This is a genomic window from Mycetocola zhujimingii (assembly GCF_003065425.1).
GTDB classification, from domain to species: Bacteria; Actinomycetota; Actinomycetes; order Actinomycetales; family Microbacteriaceae; genus Mycetocola_A; species Mycetocola_A zhujimingii.
Genome location: NZ_CP026949.1, coordinates 657,359 through 677,555, shown reverse-complemented (window position 1 = coordinate 677,555; position 20,197 = coordinate 657,359). Strand labels below are relative to the sequence as shown.

General features: G+C 65.7%; 20 protein-coding genes and 1 tRNA gene. 7 read left to right on the top strand and 14 right to left on the bottom strand.

Annotation, left to right across the window (positions count from 1 at the left end; all coding sequences use genetic code 11):
* Window positions 1-2 precede the first annotated feature (2 nt).
* Both tmk and topA read right to left on the bottom strand, forming a co-directional pair.
* Complete coding sequence (gene tmk, locus C3E77_RS03180) at window positions 3-638, bottom strand: dTMP kinase (RefSeq protein ID WP_108390304.1); 636 nt, start codon at window positions 636-638, stop codon at window positions 3-5.
* Window positions 638-3,553: a type I DNA topoisomerase gene (topA, locus tag C3E77_RS03175; RefSeq protein WP_108390303.1), complete on the bottom strand. Its 2,916-nt coding sequence runs from the start codon at window positions 3,551-3,553 to the stop codon at window positions 638-640. Before topA ends, tmk begins: the two co-directional genes overlap by 1 nt.
* A 142-nt stretch (window positions 3,554-3,695) precedes the next feature.
* Here topA and C3E77_RS03170 point away from each other — a divergent pair, with 142 nt between their 5' ends.
* Complete coding sequence (locus C3E77_RS03170) at window positions 3,696-3,947, top strand: hypothetical protein (protein WP_108390302.1); 252 nt, start codon at window positions 3,696-3,698, stop codon at window positions 3,945-3,947.
* Between the two features lie 20 nt (window positions 3,948-3,967).
* On the opposite strand, the gene C3E77_RS03165 is transcribed toward C3E77_RS03170, so the two are convergent.
* The 6 genes from C3E77_RS03165 to C3E77_RS03140 form a co-directional block, all read right to left on the bottom strand.
* Window positions 3,968-4,354: a RidA family protein gene (locus tag C3E77_RS03165; protein WP_108390301.1), complete on the bottom strand. Its 387-nt coding sequence runs from the start codon at window positions 4,352-4,354 to the stop codon at window positions 3,968-3,970.
* Window positions 4,355-4,548: 194 nt separating this feature from the next.
* The gene (locus tag C3E77_RS03160; protein ID WP_108390300.1) at window positions 4,549-5,010 is read right to left on the bottom strand and encodes an Rv3654c family TadE-like protein; all 462 of its coding nucleotides are present in this window, start codon (window positions 5,008-5,010) and stop codon (window positions 4,549-4,551) included.
* A gap of 24 nt (window positions 5,011-5,034) precedes the next feature.
* Window positions 5,035-5,412, bottom strand: a complete 378-nt coding sequence (locus C3E77_RS03155; RefSeq protein ID WP_234031275.1) for a TadE family type IV pilus minor pilin — start codon at window positions 5,410-5,412, stop codon at window positions 5,035-5,037.
* Entirely contained in the window at window positions 5,409-5,663 is a 255-nt protein-coding gene (locus tag C3E77_RS15570) for a DUF4244 domain-containing protein (protein WP_234031274.1), read from the bottom strand. The genes C3E77_RS03155 and C3E77_RS15570 overlap by 4 nt, the downstream gene beginning before the upstream one ends.
* Before the next feature lie 106 nt (window positions 5,664-5,769).
* Complete coding sequence (locus C3E77_RS03145; RefSeq protein ID WP_108390299.1) at window positions 5,770-6,858, bottom strand: type II secretion system F family protein; 1,089 nt, start codon at window positions 6,856-6,858, stop codon at window positions 5,770-5,772.
* Window positions 6,855-8,270, bottom strand: a complete 1,416-nt coding sequence (locus C3E77_RS03140) for a TadA family conjugal transfer-associated ATPase (protein ID WP_198412188.1) — start codon at window positions 8,268-8,270, stop codon at window positions 6,855-6,857. Before C3E77_RS03140 ends, C3E77_RS03145 begins: the two co-directional genes overlap by 4 nt.
* 417 nt (window positions 8,271-8,687) lie before the next feature.
* Here C3E77_RS03140 and acs point away from each other — a divergent pair, with 417 nt between their 5' ends.
* Window positions 8,688-10,664 (top strand): acetate--CoA ligase, encoded by a 1,977-nt coding sequence (gene acs / locus C3E77_RS03135; RefSeq protein WP_108390298.1) that lies wholly within the window; start codon window positions 8,688-8,690, stop codon window positions 10,662-10,664.
* 114 nt (window positions 10,665-10,778) lie between these two features.
* On the opposite strand, the gene C3E77_RS03130 is transcribed toward acs, so the two are convergent.
* The 3 genes from C3E77_RS03130 to sp36 all read right to left on the bottom strand — a co-directional run bounded on the left by C3E77_RS03130 (window position 10,779) and on the right by sp36 (window position 12,451).
* Complete coding sequence (locus tag C3E77_RS03130) at window positions 10,779-11,615, bottom strand: endonuclease domain-containing protein (protein WP_108390297.1); 837 nt, start codon at window positions 11,613-11,615, stop codon at window positions 10,779-10,781.
* Between the two features lie 213 nt (window positions 11,616-11,828).
* Window positions 11,829-12,290 (bottom strand): RidA family protein, encoded by a 462-nt coding sequence (locus C3E77_RS03125; RefSeq protein ID WP_108390296.1) that lies wholly within the window; start codon window positions 12,288-12,290, stop codon window positions 11,829-11,831.
* Complete coding sequence (gene sp36 / locus C3E77_RS15365) at window positions 12,290-12,451, bottom strand: Sp36 family protein (protein ID WP_162924900.1); 162 nt, start codon at window positions 12,449-12,451, stop codon at window positions 12,290-12,292. Before sp36 ends, C3E77_RS03125 begins: the two co-directional genes overlap by 1 nt.
* A gap of 129 nt (window positions 12,452-12,580) precedes the next feature.
* Between sp36 and C3E77_RS03120 the strand changes: the two genes are divergently transcribed.
* Window positions 12,581-15,139: a transglycosylase domain-containing protein gene (locus C3E77_RS03120; RefSeq protein ID WP_108390295.1), complete on the top strand. Its 2,559-nt coding sequence runs from the start codon at window positions 12,581-12,583 to the stop codon at window positions 15,137-15,139.
* The gene (locus C3E77_RS03115; protein ID WP_234031273.1) at window positions 15,136-16,116 is read left to right on the top strand and encodes a metallophosphoesterase; all 981 of its coding nucleotides are present in this window, start codon (window positions 15,136-15,138) and stop codon (window positions 16,114-16,116) included. Before C3E77_RS03120 ends, C3E77_RS03115 begins: the two co-directional genes overlap by 4 nt.
* Before the next feature lie 145 nt (window positions 16,117-16,261).
* Here C3E77_RS03115 and C3E77_RS03110 read toward each other — a convergent pair.
* The 3 genes from C3E77_RS03110 to C3E77_RS03100 all read right to left on the bottom strand — a co-directional run bounded on the left by C3E77_RS03110 (window position 16,262) and on the right by C3E77_RS03100 (window position 18,228).
* Window positions 16,262-16,335 (bottom strand) — tRNA-Pro (locus C3E77_RS03110).
* Window positions 16,336-16,470: 135 nt separating this feature from the next.
* Window positions 16,471-17,280: an HNH endonuclease family protein gene (locus C3E77_RS03105; RefSeq protein WP_108390294.1), complete on the bottom strand. Its 810-nt coding sequence runs from the start codon at window positions 17,278-17,280 to the stop codon at window positions 16,471-16,473.
* Between the two features lie 99 nt (window positions 17,281-17,379).
* Complete coding sequence (locus C3E77_RS03100) at window positions 17,380-18,228, bottom strand: alpha/beta hydrolase (RefSeq protein WP_108390293.1); 849 nt, start codon at window positions 18,226-18,228, stop codon at window positions 17,380-17,382.
* Window positions 18,229-18,423: 195 nt separating this feature from the next.
* Between C3E77_RS03100 and C3E77_RS03095 the strand changes: the two genes are divergently transcribed.
* The 3 genes from C3E77_RS03095 (at window position 18,424) to C3E77_RS03085 (ending at window position 20,172) form a co-directional block, all read left to right on the top strand.
* Entirely contained in the window at window positions 18,424-19,326 is a 903-nt protein-coding gene (locus tag C3E77_RS03095; RefSeq protein WP_108390292.1) for an EamA family transporter, read from the top strand.
* Window positions 19,327-19,409: 83 nt separating this feature from the next.
* Window positions 19,410-19,772: a hypothetical protein gene (locus tag C3E77_RS03090; RefSeq protein WP_108390291.1), complete on the top strand. Its 363-nt coding sequence runs from the start codon at window positions 19,410-19,412 to the stop codon at window positions 19,770-19,772.
* A gap of 130 nt (window positions 19,773-19,902) precedes the next feature.
* Complete coding sequence (locus tag C3E77_RS03085) at window positions 19,903-20,172, top strand: hypothetical protein (protein WP_232528905.1); 270 nt, start codon at window positions 19,903-19,905, stop codon at window positions 20,170-20,172.
* Window positions 20,173-20,197 lie beyond the last annotated feature (25 nt).

Here is a 20,197-nt window from a genome sequence, read left to right as displayed (position 1 = left end):
GGCTACAGGAGCGTCGCCACCCGCGAACGGATGCCCTCGGCGAGCGATGCGACGGATGCCGTGGCATCCAGCACCAAAAATCGCTCAGGTTCCGCAGCAGCAAGCTCGAGGTAGACCTCGCGCACGCGACGATGGAACGCCGACTTCTCCGCTTCGAGGCGGTCGTACCGGGTACGGGACGCGTCGAGCCGAAGCCGTGCGGCATCCTCGTTGAGGTCGAGCAGGACGGTGAGGTCTGGCAGCAGTCCCCCGGTCGCCCACATCGACAGTTGTCGCACCTCGTCGATGCCGAGCTCGCGCCCAGCACCCTGGTAGGCGAGAGAGGAGTCGATATAGCGGTCCTGGAGGACCACTTCACCACGCTCGAGGGCTGGCCGCACCTTCGTTGCTATGTGGTGCGCACGGTCTGCGGCATAGAGCAGGGCCTCTGCCCTCGGAGTGATATCGCCACGGTGGTGCAGCACGATCTCCCGCACCTCGACGCCGAAGTCGGTGCCGCCCGGTTCACGGGTGCGCACGACGACGCGCCCCTGTTCCAGCAACCACGACTCAAGCTCGGCGGCTTGCGTCGACTTGCCCGAGCCGTCACCACCCTCGAGGGTGATGAACAGCCCGGGGTATCCGTCTGATGCCGCCATTACTCAGCGGTTGCCGAAGCGGCGGTCTTCTTCGCGGCCGGCTTCCTGGCAGCCGCCGTCTTTGTCGACACTCCGGTCTTCGACGCGGCCGCTGCCTTCGCCGCTGCTGCGGCTGTTGGCTTCTTCACTGTGGTCGTCGTCGCCTTCTTGGCAGCGGGCTTCTTGGCAGCGGGTTTCTTCGCCGCAGGCTTCTTCGCAGCGGGCTTCTTCGCAGCGGCCTTCTTGCGCGGAGCAGCCGGGCCCTTGGCGCGCTTGTCGGCGAGCAGCTGGACCGCACGGTCGAAGTCGACCTCCTCGACCGACTCGGCCTTGGGGATCGTCGCGTTCGTGACGCCATCGGTGACGTACGGCCCGAATCGGCCGTCCTTCACCTTGATCGGCTTGCCGCTGACCGGGTCAGCCTCGAATTCCTTGAGCGCGCTCGATGCACGGCGGTTGCCGTACTTCGGCTGGGCAAAGATCTCGAGCGCGGCCGGAAGTTCGATCTCGAAGATCTGGTCTTCGTTCTCGAGCGACCGCGAGTCAGTGCCCTTCTTCAGGTACGGACCGAACCGCCCGTTCTGCGCGGTGATCTCTTCACCTGACTCGGGGTCGACTCCAACGACGCGCGGCAGGTCGAGCAGCTTGAGCGCCGTGTCGAGGTCGATCGAATCCAGCGACATCGACTTGAAGAGGGATGCCGTCCGCGGTTTGACCGCTGCAGCCTTCTTCTTCGCCGGTGCCTTCTTCTTCGGAGCGTCGGTGACTTCACCGGTGGTGAGGTCGACCTTCTCCTCGGCGGCCCCAGGCTCGGGCTCGACCTCGGTGACGTACGGTCCGAACCGTCCGTCCTTCGCGAGGATTTCCTTGCCGTTCTCCGGGTTCACTCCGATGACACGGTCGGTGAGCACCGGAGCGTCGATGAGTTCCTGAGCCTTGCCGAGCGTGAGCTCGTCAGGAGCCAGGTCTTCGGGGATGTTGATGCGTCGCGGAACAGCCGGCGATCCGTCTTCCTGAGCCGGTGCCGAGGCATCCGTCACTTCAAGGTAGGGGCCGTACTTGCCGATCCGGATCGTCACGGTGTCGCTGAGCCGGAGCGAGTTGATCTCGCGGGCATCGATCTCACCCAGGTTGTCGACGACGGTGCGGAGGCCTCGGTGGTCACCGCCACCGTAATAGAAGGACTTGAGCCACTCGGTGCGGTCCTGCTCTCCACCGGCGATGCGGTCGAGGTCCTCTTCCATCTCCGCTGTGAAGTCGTACTGGACGAGGTCGGTGAAATGCTCCTCGAGCAGACGGATCACGCTGAACGCGATCCACGACGGGATAAGCGCCTGGCCGCGCGCGGTCACATACCCGCGGTCGGTGATCGTCGCGATGGTCTGCGCGTACGTCGACGGGCGACCGATACCCAGCTCTTCGAGCGTCTTGACGAGGCTCGCCTCCGTGTAGCGCGGGGGCGGCGAGGTCTCGTGCCCCTTGGCCTCGACGTCGGTGAGGATCAGCTTCTGGCCCTGGGTCAGCGGCGGGAGCTTGGCTTCGCGGGCGGCGTTGTCACTCGCGTTGCGTTCTTCGTCCTGGCCTTCTTCGTAGGCGTGGAGGAATCCGCGGAAGGTGATGACGGTTCCGGATGCCGTCAGCTCGGCGGTCTTGCCGTCTGCCTGCGCCTCGATGGTCACCGTTGCGGTCTGGCCCTTGGCGTCGGCCATCTGGCTGGCGACGGTGCGCTTCCAGATCAGCTCGTAGAGCTTGAAGTCCTGGCCGCGGAGGCTCGAGGACAGCGATGACGGTGTGCGGAAGGTGTCGCCGGAGGGCCGGATGGCCTCGTGGGCTTCCTGCGCGCTCTTGTTCTTGCCGGCGTAGATGCGCGGCTTGTCAGGAATCGTGTCTGCGCCGTAGAGGGAAGTTGCCTGGTCGCGGGCCGCCTTGATCGCCTGGCTCGAGAGCGAGGGCGAGTCGGTTCGCATGTAGGTGATGTACCCGTTCTCGTACAGAGACTGGGCAACGCTCATGGTCTGGCGAGCGGAGAAGCGCAGCTTGCGCGCCGCCTCCTGCTGGAGCGTCGACGTCGTGAACGGGGCAGCGGGGCGACGTGAGTACGGCTTCGACTCGACCTTGGAGACGACAGCGGATGCCGAGGGGCTCGCCAGCGCTGCGGCGACGGCCTGCGCGGCCTGCTCGTCGAGCGGTACAGCCTTGCTCGTCAGCTTTCCGGTGTCATCGAAGTCGCGACCGGTGGCAACACGCTGCCCGTCGAGACGAACGAGTCGCGCTTCGAAGTGAGTAGCGTCGGCATCCGGTGCGGCCTGGGCCGTCAGGTCCCAGTACTGGGCAGCGGTGAACGCGAGGCGCTCACGTTCGCGGTCGACAATCAGCCGGGTGGCAGCAGACTGCACGCGACCGGCGGAGAGGCTCGGGCCGACCTTGCGCCACAAAACGGGTGAAATTTCATACCCATATATACGGTCGAGGATTCGTCGGGTCTCCTGCGCGTCGACGAGGGCGACGTCGAGGTCGCGGGTGTTGTCTTTCGCGGCGAGGATCGCGTCCTTGGTGATCTCGTGGAACACCATGCGCTTCACAGGAACCTTGGGCTGCAGCACCTGGAGCAGGTGCCACGCGATGGCTTCGCCCTCGCGGTCCTCATCAGTCGCGAGCAGGAGTTCGTCGGCGTTCTTCAGCGCTCGCTTGAGCTCTGCCACCGTCTTCTTCTTGTTGTCGGAGACCACGTAGTAGGGCTCGAAGTCATTGTCGACGTCGACGGCAAACTTACCGAACGCGCCCTTCTTGAGTTCAGCCGGGAGGTTTTTCGGCTCGGCGAGATCACGAATGTGTCCCACGGAACTCAGAACCTCATAGCCCTCACCGAGGTATCCGGCGATGGACTTCATTTTGGTCGGTGACTCAACAATGACCAGCTTTTTTGTGCCTGGCACCCGACTCCTTTCGTCGTGCACACCATACACACCCTTTGCTGGGGGACACCTAATCCCCGGCTCCGCATAAGACGCATCGGGCGCGTCGCGAAGAAGCACCTTCGCCCCTTGAAAAGACAAAGGGAAAGAGCAGAATGGCTCTATGAGCGCATCCTCGACGAGCAACTACACCGCAAAACTCACCGACGGGCCGCTGGAGGGCAAAACCATGGCCGCCGATTTCCTTGAGTCCGGCGACCCCCGCCCGACTGTGGAGATCGCCGCCAGCGGAGGCAAGACCTATGTCTATGCACGTACCGCGGGCCAGGAGTTCGAAGCCGAGGACTCGGATCGCCCCAGCGCCGTGAACTATCGGTACCTCACCACGAACTTCGACGACGCACCGGAGTCCTGACCCCGACCCGGCTCCGCGGATCACGGTATTGCGGCGATAGCATCGATCTCCACGAGCGCATCTTCCCGGGCCGGCGATACCGCGAGCACGGTAATGGCCGTTCGTCGGTCACCCCAGACCGCGCCGGTTGCCGCGTATGCCTCGTGCGGATCGACGCCCGCAGCGAGGTAGATGGTCAGCTTCACCACGTTCTCCGGGCCGGTTCCTCCTTCGTTGAGGACAGCGATCAGGTTATGCAACGCCTGTTCCGTTTGCGCGCCGAGTCCGGTCAGGAGAGCACCAGAACTATCAGCGCCGTTCTGCCCGCCGACATACAACATCCGCCCGGCGGGGGCGATCATGCCCTGGGCAAACGCCGGGTTCTGATACATTTCCGGCGGATCCACCGGAGTGACAAGAGCGGCCATCGCGGTTCTCCTTTTTTTCGATCTCGTGCACGGACTCTGCCGTTTCGACCGAGTATCGCCGGGGCCGAAGGCAGGCACCAGCCCCTTTCAGCTTCTCCGGGGCCCCTGTTTGCCAGTCCTCACACACCCGTGGGTCCTTCGTCGGCGTGTGGTTCGCCCTTGCCCGCGCTGAGTGATTCCGCAGCTACCCACCGCTACCCGGGAGGACCCCGCCCACCGCCTGCGACCTCCCCCGGTGGTTGCCCGGCCCGCGACGCGACGCTCACGGTCAGTCCGAGAACAGACCGGGTGGCGATTACTCTCGCTTCAACCCCGTCGATGGTGCAGTCGCCCAGGACCGAGCCGTTGAGCCGCGCGGCCTCCGCCGCGTTCTCACACGGTATTCCGGCCACGACACCGGACGCCGTGTCGGCCGCGGCGAGCGCTGCGGCGTCTGCCGCGTTGGCCACCTGCTGCCTCACGGTCAGCGCCTGGTTGAGGGGAAGGGCCAGCCCGGTCAGGAGCAGCAGGGACGCCACCACTGCGACGATGAGAATGGACCCGCTCCCCTCTTCTCTACCGTCCCGGCTACCTCCAGCGGCCCGGCTACCCCTAACGGCCCGATCGCCCCTGCCTGCCCAGCGCCAACCTGCCCCTGGCGACCGCGTGCGACCCACCTCCTCAGTCACGTGCCACCCCGGTCACAGTCCGCCGGCCAGTGCACAGCCAGACGCCCGAATGCGGATGCCCGCAAGCGCCGTCGGACCGATACCTGCAGGTGCGCTGAGCTCAACACAAACGAAATCCCCGCTCGTGGACGTCGTCATCGCTGCGGCGCCCGCCACCCGTGACACCCGAGCGCTGGCAACCTCAACGGAATCGCCACGCGCGAGGGTACGGGCCGCGTCTGCGGCGGCATCCGCTAACCGAACCTGCTGGGACGCAACCTGAACGGCACCGAGGCACCCCGCCAGCACGAGAATGACGGCGGGCAGCGCCACGGCGAACTCCGCCGTCACGCTTCCGGCGTCGGCGCCCACGCGGTGGGCCGCTCTCGCCCAGGAGGTCACCGTGGTCACCCGTTGAAGGTCAGTGCGCGTCGCACGAGGTCGGTCAGGATGGTCCTGACCTCGTCGGATCTCATGATGACAACGAGCAAGCCGGCGAAGCCAACCGCAGCCATAGTCGCAATCGCGTACTCCGCCGTCGCGGCGCCTTCTTCGTCGCCGAGCCTCGCGAGGACTGCCCTCCACCGCGCGCGGGGGTGCCCGGTACTCGCTGATCCGGTGGCAGTTGATTCCTGTCCGAAAGTCTCCCGTGGCGTGCTCATTCTGTTCTCCTTCCGCATCGCGACGATGCTCGATGGTGTTGCCTGGGCTCCCATCGTGCCGCCGCGCGATCGGCCGTGGCGGGCCGGGTCCGACCTCGTGAAGACATCACCCAAACCCCGACACTGTGGAGGACAACACGCTCAGCAAAACCGGTGCGACACCGACGAGCATGAAGGCGGGAAGAATGCATGCACCGAGTGGAATCATGAGGCGCGTACCGAGGGCGGCTGCGGCTCGCTGTGCTTCGGACCTCGCGTCGCGGCGCATCCGGGCGGCCTCGCCACGCAGAAGATCGGCGGCAGGGATCCCGGCGGAGCGTGAAAGGGCGAGGACATCCTCGATGGCTGCCGCTGTGCTCTCCGAGCCTGCTCGGTGACGGTGCCGCGTGGCGTTGGAGTGCCGCACCGCCGCCCGGCCCACCGGCACAGTCGTCGCGTCGAGAGCCCCGCCTTCCGACCGCACCCTGGTATCGGCGGCGGCCGACCGCGCCTGATCGTTCTTTGGACTCAGCTCGCATCTCTCGAGGGCTTCATTCACGGCGGCTCGTGAGCGCTCTACTGACGCGCCCGACGACAGCGCGATGGCCAGCAGGTCGATCTCGAGGCCGGGGGCGCTCGTCATGGGAAGCGCACGGTTCACCATCCGGTTCGACCAGCGCCACGAAAGGATAGTGAGCATGGTGCCGGCCGCCAGGCAGACGAGACCGGGTGGCGTGGTGAACAAGGTGCCGAGCGTGTCAAAGCCGAGTACGGAACCGAAGAGCAGCCCGACGACCGGCAGCACCGTCACGAACCGCGAGGTGGACCGGGGACCAGCGAGCGCGGCGTCGATATCGCGCTGAGCCTGGCCGAGCGCACGCTGCGACCGGGCCAGCTGGTTCAGGCACGGCGCCAGCCGTGCGCCGGTTCCAACGGCAACAGCCCACGCTGCCGCCACAGCTCGCCAGGCGTGGCCGTCCGGCCCTTTCGGCGCCACCCCGACGATCGCCGCTGGCACGTCGATCCCGTCTCTCGCTGCGAGCGCGGCGGCCGTGACCACCTCGCGAATCAGCTCGTCGCCACGGGGGGCAGCGCGCGCCTGGGAGTCGGCGAGGTACTGCCATGCCGCTGTCGGCGTGACCCCGGCACCGAGCAACACGGCGAGTCGCTCGGTGATGGCGGCGATGTGTTCGACCCCGGGCGTTGGGTCTCTCACCCCGGCGCCTCGGTAATGGCCAGCCGCCCGGCTGGGTCAAGAGCGAACCGGCCCTGGCGCGCAACCCGACGCACCCCGTCGACACGCTCGAGGTGAATGACCAGGCCGATGGCACTCACTGTTTGCCTGGCGACGGCATCCGCTGTCATTCCTGCGAGGGCGCCAAGCGCTTCGATCCGCGCGGGAACATCGGCGAGCGAGTTGGCATGGAGGGTTCCTGCACCACCGTCATGGCCCGTATTCAGTGCGGCAAGCAATTCGCGCACCTCAGCGCCGCGGCACTCCCCCACCACGAGCCGGTCGGGGCGCATCCTCAGTGCCTCCCGCACGAGCCGGTCCATGCTGATCGCACCGGCACCCTCCAGATTGGGCTGCCGCGATTCCAGCGAGACGAAGTGCGGGTGCTCCACACCGAGCTCGGCGACGTCCTCGATGGCCACGATGCGTTCGGTTGACGGCGCGCTCGCGAGCATCGCCCCGAGCAACGTCGTCTTACCCGTGCCGGCAGCGCCGGTGATGAGCAGGTTGGTGCGCTCCCGGACCGCCGCGGCAAGTTCGATCGCCGTCCCGCTGCCGAACATGCCTGCCGCGCCCAGTTCGGAGAGATCCAGTCGCCGCACCTGCGGCACGCGGATGCTGATCAGGGTCCCGGTGACCGACACCGGAGGAAGGACGGCGTGGACACGGATGCCGCCGGGCAGCCTCACGTCCATACACGGCGTTGCTTCGTCGATATGTCGCCCGCCGAGGCCGACCAGACGCACAGCCAGGTCGCGGGCTTCCCGCTCGGAGAGCGTCACCCGCTGATCGTGCTGCAGGCCGTCTCCGCGGTCGATCCACAGGCCGCCATACTCGCCGTTAATAAAGATGTCGGTGACGGCGTCCTCGACCAGGTACTGACCGAGCGGACCGAACTCAGCGGCAAGGCTCAGGCGGAGACGTACAGCTGTCGGCGAGGACCTGCCGACACGGGCTGGGCGCGCGCCCGGGGAGCCAGCCCGATGGGCCGCTACCGCGAGCGGTCGTCCGGCATTCGCGATCCCCGTCGGGCCGGGTGCGCCGTCCGGCCCGGCGAAACCCGGTGGGCCATCCTCTCCCACGGAACCCGGCGAGCCCGCCGGGCCAGCCGGGCCAGCCGGGCCGCCGACGTCGGGGGACGCGTCGACGAGCCCGACTGGGGCTTCACCGGTACTGTTCTGCGACGCTCCCCCTGAGCGAGGCAAGCCGCCTGACCGACGGGGTCCGACCGAAGTCGGCGGTGCTGACGGAACGAACCGATCTTTCGCAACTTCGGCCGTGTTTGTGGCTACCGAAGCGGTGATGGTCACCGGATGTGGGCTGGCGGCAGGAGGCGGGGCACCCGATGCAGAGTCGGCGAACGCAGCCGGGGTGGCGACGAATCGAGTACTCATAGCGGCAACGCTAGTGAGGACGGGGCCGTGTTCCGCGTGGTCTCAAACTTCTGTGGAAAACTCACGCCCACGCCTTGGCTGGGGAGGACTCCACCCGACGAGCGGTCGCGTCCGGTCGACGGCAAAAATGAGAGCGGCGGCATCCATCGGGGGAAATGGATGCCGCCACTGGCGGTGCTGGACTGGGGGATAATCCGCACACCGCATGATCGAATTGTGAATTCGGCCGAAGCCCAGTGTACGCGGAATAGGTCCGCACGCAAGCGGAAAAGGCCCCCAAAGTCCCCCAAAGAGAGGACCGCCCATTGTGGGCCCATTTTCGACACCCGCCCACCCGGGATCATTCGCGGTACAGTCTGTATGAGTTACACAGAAGTGACCCGGACCACGCGTCGCAAAGGAGCGAGTACCCACAACATGAATCCCCAAATCGACAACCTCCTGCACGAAACCCGCAAGTTTCCTCCGAGCGAAGAATTTTCGCAGAATGCCGTCGCCACAGCCGCACTCTATGACGAGGCCAGCGCTGACCGCCTCGAGTTCTGGGCAAAGCAGTCGCGTGAGCTGCTGCACTGGAACACCCCGTTCACCCGGACCCTCGACTGGTCGAACCCGCCGTTCGCCAAGTGGTTCGACGACGGCGAACTCAACGTGGCGTACAACTGCCTCGACCGGCACGTCGAGGCTGGCAACGGCGAGCGCGTCGCATTCCACTGGGAGGGCGAGCAGGGTGACAGCCGCACGGTCACCTATGCCGAACTGACAGCCGAGGTCAAGCGCGCCGCGAACGTCCTCGCCGGGCTCGGCATCGGCCAGGGCGACCGGGTCGCGATCTACCTGCCCATGATCCCCGAGGCGGTCATCTCGATGCTCGCCGTCGCCCGACTGGGCGCCGTGCACTCGGTGATCTTCGGAGGATTCAGCGCCGACAGCATCCGTTCTCGCGTTGACGACGCGAGCGCCAAGCTCGTCATCACCGCAGACGGTGGCTGGCGCAAGGGCAAGGTCAGTGCCCTGAAGCCCGCGGTGGATGCCGCACTCGAGGCACGCGGCGACCTCGGCCCCCAGGAGACGGTCACCAATGTGCTCGTGGTCAAGCGCGGTGAGAACGAGGTCGACTGGACCGATCGCGACCTGTGGTGGCACGAGGAGATGGCGAAGGCGGAGGCCGAACACGAGGCACAGCCGTTCCCGGCTGAGAACCCGTTGTTCATCCTCTACACCTCGGGCACAACCGGGAAGCCGAAGGGCATCCTGCACACCTCGGGCGGGTACCTCACCCAGTCGGCGTTCACCCACAAGATGGTGTTCGACCTCAAGCCCGAATCTGACGTGTACTGGTGCACCGCGGACGTCGGCTGGATCACCGGCCACAGCTACGTCGTCTACGGTCCGCTCGCGAACGGCACGACGCAGGTGCTGTACGAGGGCACTCCAGACACACCGCACCCCGGTCGCTGGTGGGAAATCATCGAGAAGTACAAGGTGACGACCTTCTACACCGCGCCGACCGCCATCCGTTCGTTCATGAAGCTGGGTCGCAAGATCCCGAAGAAGTTCGATCTGTCGTCGATTCGTCTGCTCGGAAGCGTCGGCGAACCCATCAACCCCGAGGCGTGGATGTGGTACCGCAAGGTCATCGGCGACAAGCTGGCGCCGATCGTTGACACCTGGTGGCAGACCGAGACCGGGGCAATCATGATCTCGGCACTGCCCGGTGTCACCGAGACCAAGCCCGGCAGCGCCCAGGTGCCGATCCCCGGCATCTCGATCGACGTCGTCGACGATGACGGTGAGCATGTCGGCAGTGGTAACGGCGGACTGCTCGTGGTCACCGAGCCATGGCCGTCGATGCTCCGCGGGATCTGGGGCGACCCGGAGCGGTTCAAGGAGACCTACTGGGAGAAGTTCGGCGACAAGAACCTCTACTTCGCCGGCGATGGCGCCCGGCTCGACGACGACGGCGACATCTGGCTGCTCGGACGCGTGGACGACGTGATGAACATCTCCGGACACCGGCTCTCGACAGCCGAGATCGAGTCGTCGCTTGTGGCGCACGCGTTCACCGCTGAAGCTGCAGTCGTCGGCGCCCACGATGACACGACGGGGCAAGCCGTTGTCGCCTTCGTCATCATCAAGGAGAGCATGCTCGAGGAGTCTGCCGCCGTCGAGGACATCGCGGCTGTGCTGCGGTCGCACGTCGGTGAGCAGATCGGACCCATCGCGCGGCCCCGCGACGTCTTCGTCGTCAACGAGCTGCCGAAGACCCGCTCGGGCAAGATCATGCGGCGCCTGCTGCGGGATGTCGCCGAGGGCCGCGATGTAGGCGACACGACGACGCTTGCTGACACCACGGTGATGCAGATCATCACGGGCCAGGTGACGGCGAAGTAGCGCTACGCACGTTTATCAGGAAATCGCACGTTTATCAGGACCGCTTTCGCAAAAGCATCCTGCTAATCGTGCGATTTCCTGTTAACCGGATGCCGTGACGCGCGTCGGTTCGGTCTAAGCGACATGCAGGCCCTGGGCCATGGCGCTGAGGATGGTGGACTCGACGAACTCCCACTGCCCGAGGATCTGGTGGTAGTCGAACCGCAACACCGTGTAGCCCATGAGGCGGAGGCGAGCATCCTGAGCGAGGTCGCGCCTGCGTTGCTTCGCATCGGAATGCGGGCCGTAGCCGTCGATCTGGATCACCAATTTATCGCCGATCAACCCGTCGACAGGGTGCCCGTCTATGACCACCTGCTGGCGCATCACGATGCCGTGCCTCCTCAAGCGCAACCGGGGCAATGACTCGATGCCGGAATCGGACAGCTCGGTGGCGGCATCCCTCGCTCGAATGAACTGGCGCGACCGCGACGGCAAGAGCGCGAGCTGCTGGACGCTGATGACATGCTTCCGCAGCGCCGAATCGAACACCGTCACCGCCGACTCGAACCCCTGGCACTCAGCGACATGCAGCAGCACGTTCTCGATGGGATCCACGAGGTCATACCTGCCGATCGGAACCCGCGCAGTGCCCCAATGGACGCGGACGCCGAGGTGCGTGCCCAGCCGCCCGGCGTTCGGCGGCACGACGATGTGCAGGCGGTCATCATCATCGAGTGTCCAAAGCCCGATCCTCCTCGCCGCCGTCAGGCAGGTGAGACGGCCGCCGAACTCGGCAGCGAGCACGAGCGCAGGGTCACAGTCGGCGGTCGCGATCCAGTCGCGCCGAACGCGGCGGACTGAGCCCTTCGCGACCGCCCGGCGGATGCTGTACCCCGTCGCACCCTGATTGAGGAGATCGGCGGTATGTGCGATCCTCTGATGCTGCGTGAGCCACCGTTCGACGTCCATGGGTCGAGTGTGAGGCGCGCTCGACCCCGAGGGTGCTCGCCCGGTGATCTGGGGACAAGAGAACGCTGAGCGGGCTCTGGTGAGGGCAGGGACGCCGACCGGTTAACAGGCAATCGCACGATTTACAGGTGCTTTCTCGGCTTTTGGTCCTGCTAATCGTGCGACTGCCTGAAAACTCGACTACTCAAACGTGAGAAGCGGGCGCAAACCCGACTACGCGAACGCGAGGATGAGCTCCACCTCGACGGGCGCATCCAGGGGCAGCACAGCGACACCCACAGCCGAGCGGGCGTGGATGCCCGACTCACCGAAGATCTCGCCGAGCAGCTTGGACGCCCCGTTGATGACGCCCGGCTGCCCGGTAAACGCGGTGTCGGATGCCACGAAGCCCGTGACCTTCACCACCTGGGTGACGCGGTCGAGCGAGCCGATCACGCTCTCGGCAGCGGCAAGCGCGTTGAGCGCACAGGTCGCCGCGTACGACTGGGCGTCCTCAGCGGACACGGCCCCACCGACCTTGCCGGTCGCGGGCAGGGCACCGTCGACGAACGGGAGCTGCCCCGAGGTGTACACGAGGTTCCCCTGAACGACGGCAGGCACGTAGGCGGCGACGGGTGCTGCAACGGGCGGAAGCGTAAAGCCGAGTTCAGCGAGCCGGTCGGCGATGCGCGACACTAGCTGGCCTCGGCGACTGGGCGCTTCAGGTAGGCAACGAGGCCACCTTCCGGCCCGTTCACAACCTGGACGAGCTCCCAGCCGTCTGAACCCCAGTTGTTGAGGATCGCGGCGGTGTTGTGAATCATGAGGGGGGTCGTGAGGTACTCCCAGCGAGGCATGTTTATCCTTTTGTGTCGGTGCGAATCGCGACGGCGGGATGCCCGAAAGTGCGGCTACAGCGGCACACCGAGGACCCACCAGAGCACCCATTAAGGCGCTTTTACAGATTTGTCGCTTAAAGTGATCCTATGCCTGAACAAAAACGCACGGCTAGTGGTGTGCTCGGGGGCTTCCTCGGGTTCATCGGCCTGAGTGTCGCAGCCGGAATACTCGTTACCGCTGCCGTCACGCCCGCACTTGCCGTCACCGGCATGACCGCCAACAGCACGATTGGCGTCTTCAACGAACTCCCCGACTACCTCAAGGTGGGCCAGTCGATGGAGAAGACCAACATTTACGCCACGGCGTCCGACGGCAGCACTCCCCTGCTCGCCTCGTTCTACGACCAGAACCGTGAAGAAGTGACGAGCGACCAGGTGTCGCAGTTCGCGAAGGACGCAGCCGTAGCGGCAGAGGACCCTCGCTTCTTCGAGCACGGTGGCGTCGACATGATCGGTACCGCGCGCGCAATCTTCAAGACCTACGTGGTCGGCGGCACGACGCAGGGTGGGTCAACCATCACCCAGCAGTACGTGAAGAACGTCCTCATCCAGCAGTGCGAGGTCGAATCGCCATCCACCGAAGAGCTGAACGCGTGTGCTGACGAGGCCACGAAGGCATCCGGCGCCGACGGAGCAGCCCGCAAGCTCAAGGAGATGCGGCTCGCGATCGGCGTTGAGAAGGACTACTCGAAAGACGACATCCTCCTCGGCTACCTGAACATCGCCAACTTCGGCGCCCGCACCTACGGCATCCAGGCGGCGGCGAAGTACTACTTCAACGTGAACGCCATCGACCTCAACGTCGAGCAGGCAGCCACCCTCGTCGCCATGGTCAACAACCCCAACAACCTTCGGATCGACAAGCCGGCCAACGAAATCAACGGCGAGGCCGACGGTTACTCGAAGACCAAGATCCGACGCGACTACGTGCTCAACGACATGCTCGAGCACGGCAAGATCACTGCAGAGCAGCACGCGGCGGCCATCGCAGCGCCCATCACTCCCGCCATCACGCAGCCAAGCACCGGATGCCAGACGGCAGGCAACTCTGCCTACTTCTGTGACTACGTGACCTGGATCGTCAAGCAGGACGCCGCATTCGGTGAAACACCGGAGGAACGTGCCGCAGCTCTTCGCCGCGGTGGACTTCAGATCTACACGACGCTCGACCTCGACATTCAGGCCGCAAGCCAGGCGTCGATCGACGCATCGATTCCTCACACCATGGCTCGCACCAACATCGGTGCCGCAGCAACAACCGTGCAGCCGGGAACCGGTCGCGTTCTGGCCATGGCCCAGAACAAGACATTCAGCAATGACGCCGCACTCACCGCCACGAGCAACGAGTACACCTCGGTGAACTACAACACCGACAAGGCTTACGGCGGATCATCCGGGTTCCAGATGGGATCGACCTTCAAGGCGTTTATTCTCCTCGACTGGTTGAAAGAGGGCCACTCGCTCAACGAGTCTGTGAACGGCGAGAGGCGAACCTTCACCAAGTGGAAGGACAGCTGCGTCGGAAACTACACGGAGCCATACAACCCCAAGAACTACGACGGCTCGAGCTCCGGCTCCATTACCCCCATCGACGCCACGCGCCGCTCGGTGAACACGGCGTTCGTCGCGATGGCTCAGAAGCTCGACATGTGCTCCATCTTCAAGGGCGCAGAAGCCATGGGAGTGAAACGCGCAGACGGCAAGCCTCTTGAGCGCTTCCCCGGCACCCTGCTCGGCGCCAACGAAGTGTCCCCGCTTTCCGTAGCAACCGGAATGGCCGGTATCGCCGCCTCCGGTCTCACCTGCACACCGATCGCCATCGACAAGGTGTTCGGCCCCGATGGTGCCGAAATCCCGGCGCCCAAGAGCACCTGCACGCAGGCGGTAGCCCCTGAGGTTGCCAACGCTGCGACGTTTGCCATGGAGACCGTATTCAAAGCCGGTGGTACCGCAGCTCGCGCAGCCGTACCTGGCGCTCCCCTGATGGGCAAGACGGGTACCGCAGATGAGGCCAGGCACTCCTGGGTCACCGGCGGCACCAGCGAGGCCATCACCTCCCTCTGGATCGGAAACGTGTCCGGAACATCGAACATGTACAACGTCCGCGTGAATAAGGGACAGTCCGGCTTCAGCGCCAAGTTCGGGGTCTTCGCCGGGATTCTCAAGGCATCGATCGCGAAGTACGGCGGGGAAGCATTCCCGAACCCGTCAGACTCGCTGATCAAGTCCAAGCGCGTCGCCGTCCCCGAGGTCGCTGGCCAGTCCGTTGAAGCCGCATCGACAATCCTCGAGAAGTCAGGCTTCGCGGTCCAGGTTGGCAGCCCGGTCGACTCGAGCGTTGGCGCAGGCCTCGTCGCGTCCACCGATCCTGCCGCCGGCACCGACGCCGCCACCGGTTCGACGATCACTCTGCACCCGAGCACCGGCGTCGCCCCGCTCGCGGTCCCGAACGTGGTTCAGGCAGACCCGGATGCAGCGAAGAAGACCCTGGAAGGCGTCGGATACGAGGTGGCGGCGGAGTGTGAAGCGAATCCCGATGCCCCTCCGGGCAAGGGCGTCGTCTCCAAGCAGAACCCAGCGGCTGATTCCACGCTGGCTGCCGGCCAGACAGTGACCATCACCGTCACACGACAGAACTGCGATTGAGCGGGTCACCGCAGCGCGTGACCAACAGGGTCGGGGCAGCCTTCGGCGCCCTGGCCCTGATTGGTGCCGCTACATTCGCGTGGGGCTCACTCGTCGAACGGAAACGGTTCACGCTCCGTGAGGAGACCGTTCCCGTCTTGCCGAGGGGCGCAGCACCCGTCACCGTCCTCCACCTCTCCGACCTGCACATGGCGCCCTGGCAGCGCGACAAGCAGGCCTGGGTGCGCGAGCTCGCGAAGCTCAACCCCGACCTGATCGTTGACACCGGCGACAACCTCGGCCACGAAGACGGCATCCCCGGCATCGAGCGCGCCTTCGCCGACTTCGGCGGCATCCGCGGGCTCTACGTCAACGGATCCAACGACTACTACGGCCCGATGCGGAAGAGCTGGCTCAAGTACTTCAAGGGGCCGTCGTCGAACGGATCTGCTCCCCAGAAGCCGCAACGCAACCTAGATACCGCCCGCCTCGAGTCATTCTTCACGGATGCCCTCGGCTGGCAGTCCCTGAACAACGCCGTTGGTACCGTCACTCTCAAGGGCACCACTTTCAACGTCTTCGGCGTCGACGACCCGCACATCGGCGCCGACCGCCTCGACCTGCTCACTGGCCTGCTCGACGCGCAGAACGATGACGAGTCCTTCGACGGCACTGGCACCGACCCTGACAGCGTTGTGCACATCGGGGTGGCCCACGCGCCATACCAGCGGGTGCTCAACTCGTTCGTGAACCACGGCGCTGACCTCATTCTCGCCGGGCACACCCACGGAGGCCAGGTCTGCCTTCCGCGGTTCGGTGCGCTCGTCACCAACTGCGACATTCCACGCGAACAGGTCAAGGGCCTGAGCCTGTGGCGTCACGCCTTCCGTTCCGCGTTCCTGCACGTGAGCGCGGGCCTCGGCACCTCGATTTACGCGCCGGTACGGTTCGCCTGCCCCCCGGAGGCGACTCTGCTCACCCTCGTCGCCCGCGACTAGCGAGCGGCAGCCCCCAGCGAAGGAAACCGCGCTGAGGAAAGGATCAGCCGGCCACCGGCATCCTTTCCTCGGCGCTTTTTCCTTGTGCCAGGAATCGGGAAACAAAAAAACCGCCCGGTTCTGTAAGAACCGAACGGCTTATCTGTCGGGGTGGCGGGATTCGAACCCACGACCTCTTCGTCCCGAACGAAGCGCGCTACCAAGCTGCGCCACACCCCGATGGCCCAAGGGCCTCAATAAGGATAGCCGATAATTCACCTCGCGGATGACGCGGGCGGATGCCGCCAAATGCGAGCAGGTAAATGCCGCCGAGGGTTCGCGCCCAAACCGGGCATCGCCCCTCACACACTGGCCCTATCGCGCCACCGGCACCAGCGTCGAACCGTAGGCGGGCTGGCCAGGGCAGGTCGCGAGCACGCCTTCGATCGCGGCGCGCTCGGCAGCGGTCACCCACAGCTGGTAGACGGCCTTCACCGACACCTGCCGCGCCACATATTCACAGCGATAGCTGTGTGCGGGCGGGAGCCAGGTTGCCGCGTCGCCCGCCTGCTTCTGTCCGTTGGAGGAGGCATCCGTCGCCTGCAGGTTGAGCGGATCGTTGGCGAGCGCCTCGCGCTGAGCCTGGCTGAGCTGCTGGGCACCGGTCTCCCACGCGTTCATGAGTGCAACGACGTGGTCGACCTGCACAGCGGTGGAGGTGTCCTGCCCACGGGTGAACTCGACGTCGATGCCGCCGTAGATGTTGTCGAGCGAGCCCGCCATCACCCGGCAGTCACCCTCGAGGAGAATCTCGGTGAGATCGCGGGCGAGGATATCGTTGCGGGTGTCGCAACCGTTACCGTCGACGTCGATCCACGCCCTGCCGAAGGAGTCGGTGCGGTCGTATCCGGTCTTCGGCGCGCGACCCTTGGTCGGGAGTGCGGCCAGTGTCTCGCTCGCTGTTCCCACGATCGGGACGGATGCCATGGGGCCGGTGCCGCCGGTACCGCTTGCCGTGCCTTCGTCGGTCGGCTCACCCGGTATTGGTGTCTGCGACGTGGATGGCAGGGTCGCTGGCGGCGCATCCTGCGGGTTGAGTATCGATACCACCAGCGCGATGGCGGCGGTGAGAGCGACGAGCGCTCCGACCAGGGTGGACGCGCGGGGCGTCGAGCGTTGCCCCATGTGGCGACTCCAGTTTCTGTCCCCTCGAGCCTACCGGCCACGCTCGGCACCCCCGACGGCTCGCCTCAGCGCGCCGAGCAGCGACCAGCGACCCGCAGGCTACCTGTGCTCCCTGACGAACGACAGCGCGACCTCGGCGACGTCCCGCCAGCCGTGGTCGATCGTGAGCGAGTGACCACGGTGCGGCATCTCGATGATCTCCGTGTGCCCCGGGTTGTGTTCCTGCTGCTTGAACCCGGCCTGCGCGATGGCCCAGGGGATCATGTGGTCCTGCTCCCCCGAGATGATCAGCAGCGGGCCGCGGTCGGGGTTCCGGGTATCGACGATGATCTTGCTGAACGGGTTGATATTCGCCGTTGCCGTTTCAAACAGCGGGATGCCGGCCGCAGCGACGTGGAATTCGTCGTACAGCGCCCGCCCCTCCTCGTCGTCGAGGGCGTTCGTCCAGCCGTAGGCGAATTGCTCGTAGGTGAGCGAGACCGCGCGCGTGGCGTTGACCGGGTTGCTGAGCACCGGCGCTGCGGCCTTGAGCGACGACAGCGGCAGCGACAGGACGCCCCGGAACGGAGCGGGCGAAACCGCGACGGTCACGGCCGCCTCACCGGTGCCGGCGAGGCTCTGGGCGATCAGGCCACCGAACGAGTGACCGATGATGGCGGGTTTCGCGGTCAGGTGACCGATGGCATCCAGAAAGTGCTCGGTGACCTGTCCGACCATCTTGTGTGCGAACACGGCGGGGTCCTGCCGCGCCGCAACGACCGTGGCGGGGTCGTCGGGCCAGATCGGTGCGAGTGTGGCATACCCGGCATCTTCGAACAGCGTCCGCCACCGGTCCCAGCTCGACGACAGCAGCCAGAGACCGTGCACAAACACAATCGGCGGGCGTCCTGACTCATTCGCTTGTTCGATCTCACGCAACTCGGTGTCGGTAAGGAGACTGCCTCCCATATCGCACCCCCGTTCTGTCCGTTCAGAAACCTGCGTTGACTGCGACCATATTCCCCACACACGGATGCCGTCTAGGGCACCGAGGCGGCGCCGCGTGAACCCCACCACCTTCCGTCGCCGTCACCCGCCCTCACAACGAGGCCCGCAGGCCGTGCCATTTCATGAAGCAGGCAGTGCGGCCCTACGCTCGACACCATGACCTCGACAGCACCGCACCCCGCATCGCAGGGCGCGACTCTCGGTGTCGCTCTCGTTCTCGGCGGCCTGCTCTGCCAGGAAATCGGTGCGTCGTTTGCTGTGCTCCTGTTTCCTGTCGTCGATCCGGTAGGCATGGTGGCCCTGCGCCTCGTCTTCGCCGCCCTGCTGCTCCTGATCGTCGCCCGGCCGGCGCTCGGCGGATACTCGCGGGCTGACTGGATCACCGTCGGCGGCTTCGGCCTCATTCTCGCCGCGATGAATGTCCTGTTCTACCTCGCGCTCGAGAGACTCCCCCTTGGCGCGGCGGTCACCATCGAGGTGCTCGGTCCGCTGGTCCTCTCGGTAATCGTGAGCCGCCGGGCATCGAGCTGGCTCTGGGCGGTTCTCGCGGTCGCCGGTGTTGGCCTGCTCGGCTGGGGCGGAGTCGACGAACTCGATCCCATCGGCGTGCTCTTCGCCGCCGGTGCCGGCTCCTGCTGGATGGCGTACATCCTGCTCTCGGCGCGAACGGGCGCACGGTTCCCAAAGCTCGACGGACTCGCCATTGCCATGACCATCGGCGCGCTGGTGACCCTGCCATTCGGCATCGCGACTGCCGGAGCCGTGCTCTTCGAACCGGGCATCCTCGCCCTCGGGGCAGCCGTTGCCGTCCTGTCGTCCGCTATCCCCTACGCCCTCGAACTGTTCGCCCTTCGGCGTCTCGCCGCGTCGGCATTTTCCATCCTGATGAGCCTCGCACCCGCGACAGCGGCGGTCGTCGGAGTGATCGTGCTCCACCAGCACCTCACGGTTCTCGGCTGGGTCGCCATCGGCCTCGTCATCCTCGCCAGCGTTGGAGCCGTGAGATCCGCTGCCACTCGGTCCAGGCGCCTGACCGGCCTCGGCGAACCGGTCGCGTGAAACGCCGCGCGAGCAGGGCAACCCCGCGGCTTGCGCTCGACGCGACGCGCACAGTTCCCAGCCATCGATGACAAAATGACTCAGTGACCAATTACCCGGAGCTCGACGGCTACGAACCGAGTGACGGCAGGCCACTGCCCTCACAGCGGATGCTCCGCCCCCTGCGCTTCCTTGTCATCATCGGCGTCATCGCCCTGATCCTGCCCGGCATCCTCGTCACCGTGTCAACGGCAACCCGCACCGCTGACGTGAGCTGCGCCATGGTGGTTCAACGCGACGCCCCCTTCGCGAGCGGCTCGACGGCGCGGTTCGAGATGATCGGCCCGGAGGGCCCGGCCTGGTATTGCTACGCCGAGGTTCGCGACGAACCCGACCTCCTGCTTGCCTCGCTCGGGCTCATCCCCGGTGCTCCCCGCCCCCCGCAGCCCGAGCTCGTCACGAGCTAGCGACCAGCACTACCACCGCACCCGGAAAGCGCAAGCCCCTCGCTCCAGACCCGATCTGGTTGCATGAGCCACTAACGTTGGTGAGGATGCGATGGGTGAGTCCTCGCCAGGCACAGACAGGAAATACCAAGTGATTGTTCACAGGCTGACCGTCGACGGACGTGACTACTTTCTTCCGGACCCGGTGTCCGAGCTGAGGGCACAGATCCTCAAGGCCATTCAGGCTGGCGGCGGCTACGTCACCATTCCACCGCTACGCGGTGGGCCCGGCCTGGATATTCTGTTCTCCCCCGGCATGCCCGTTGTGTGGAGCCAGATCGAAGTCGGCGGCGATAATGGAGCCGATTCCGGCAACGAGAACTCTGTGCCGATCGAAGACGACTCCTTCAGCGGCCTCTGACGCCCTCAGGCATCCGGGCGGCAGT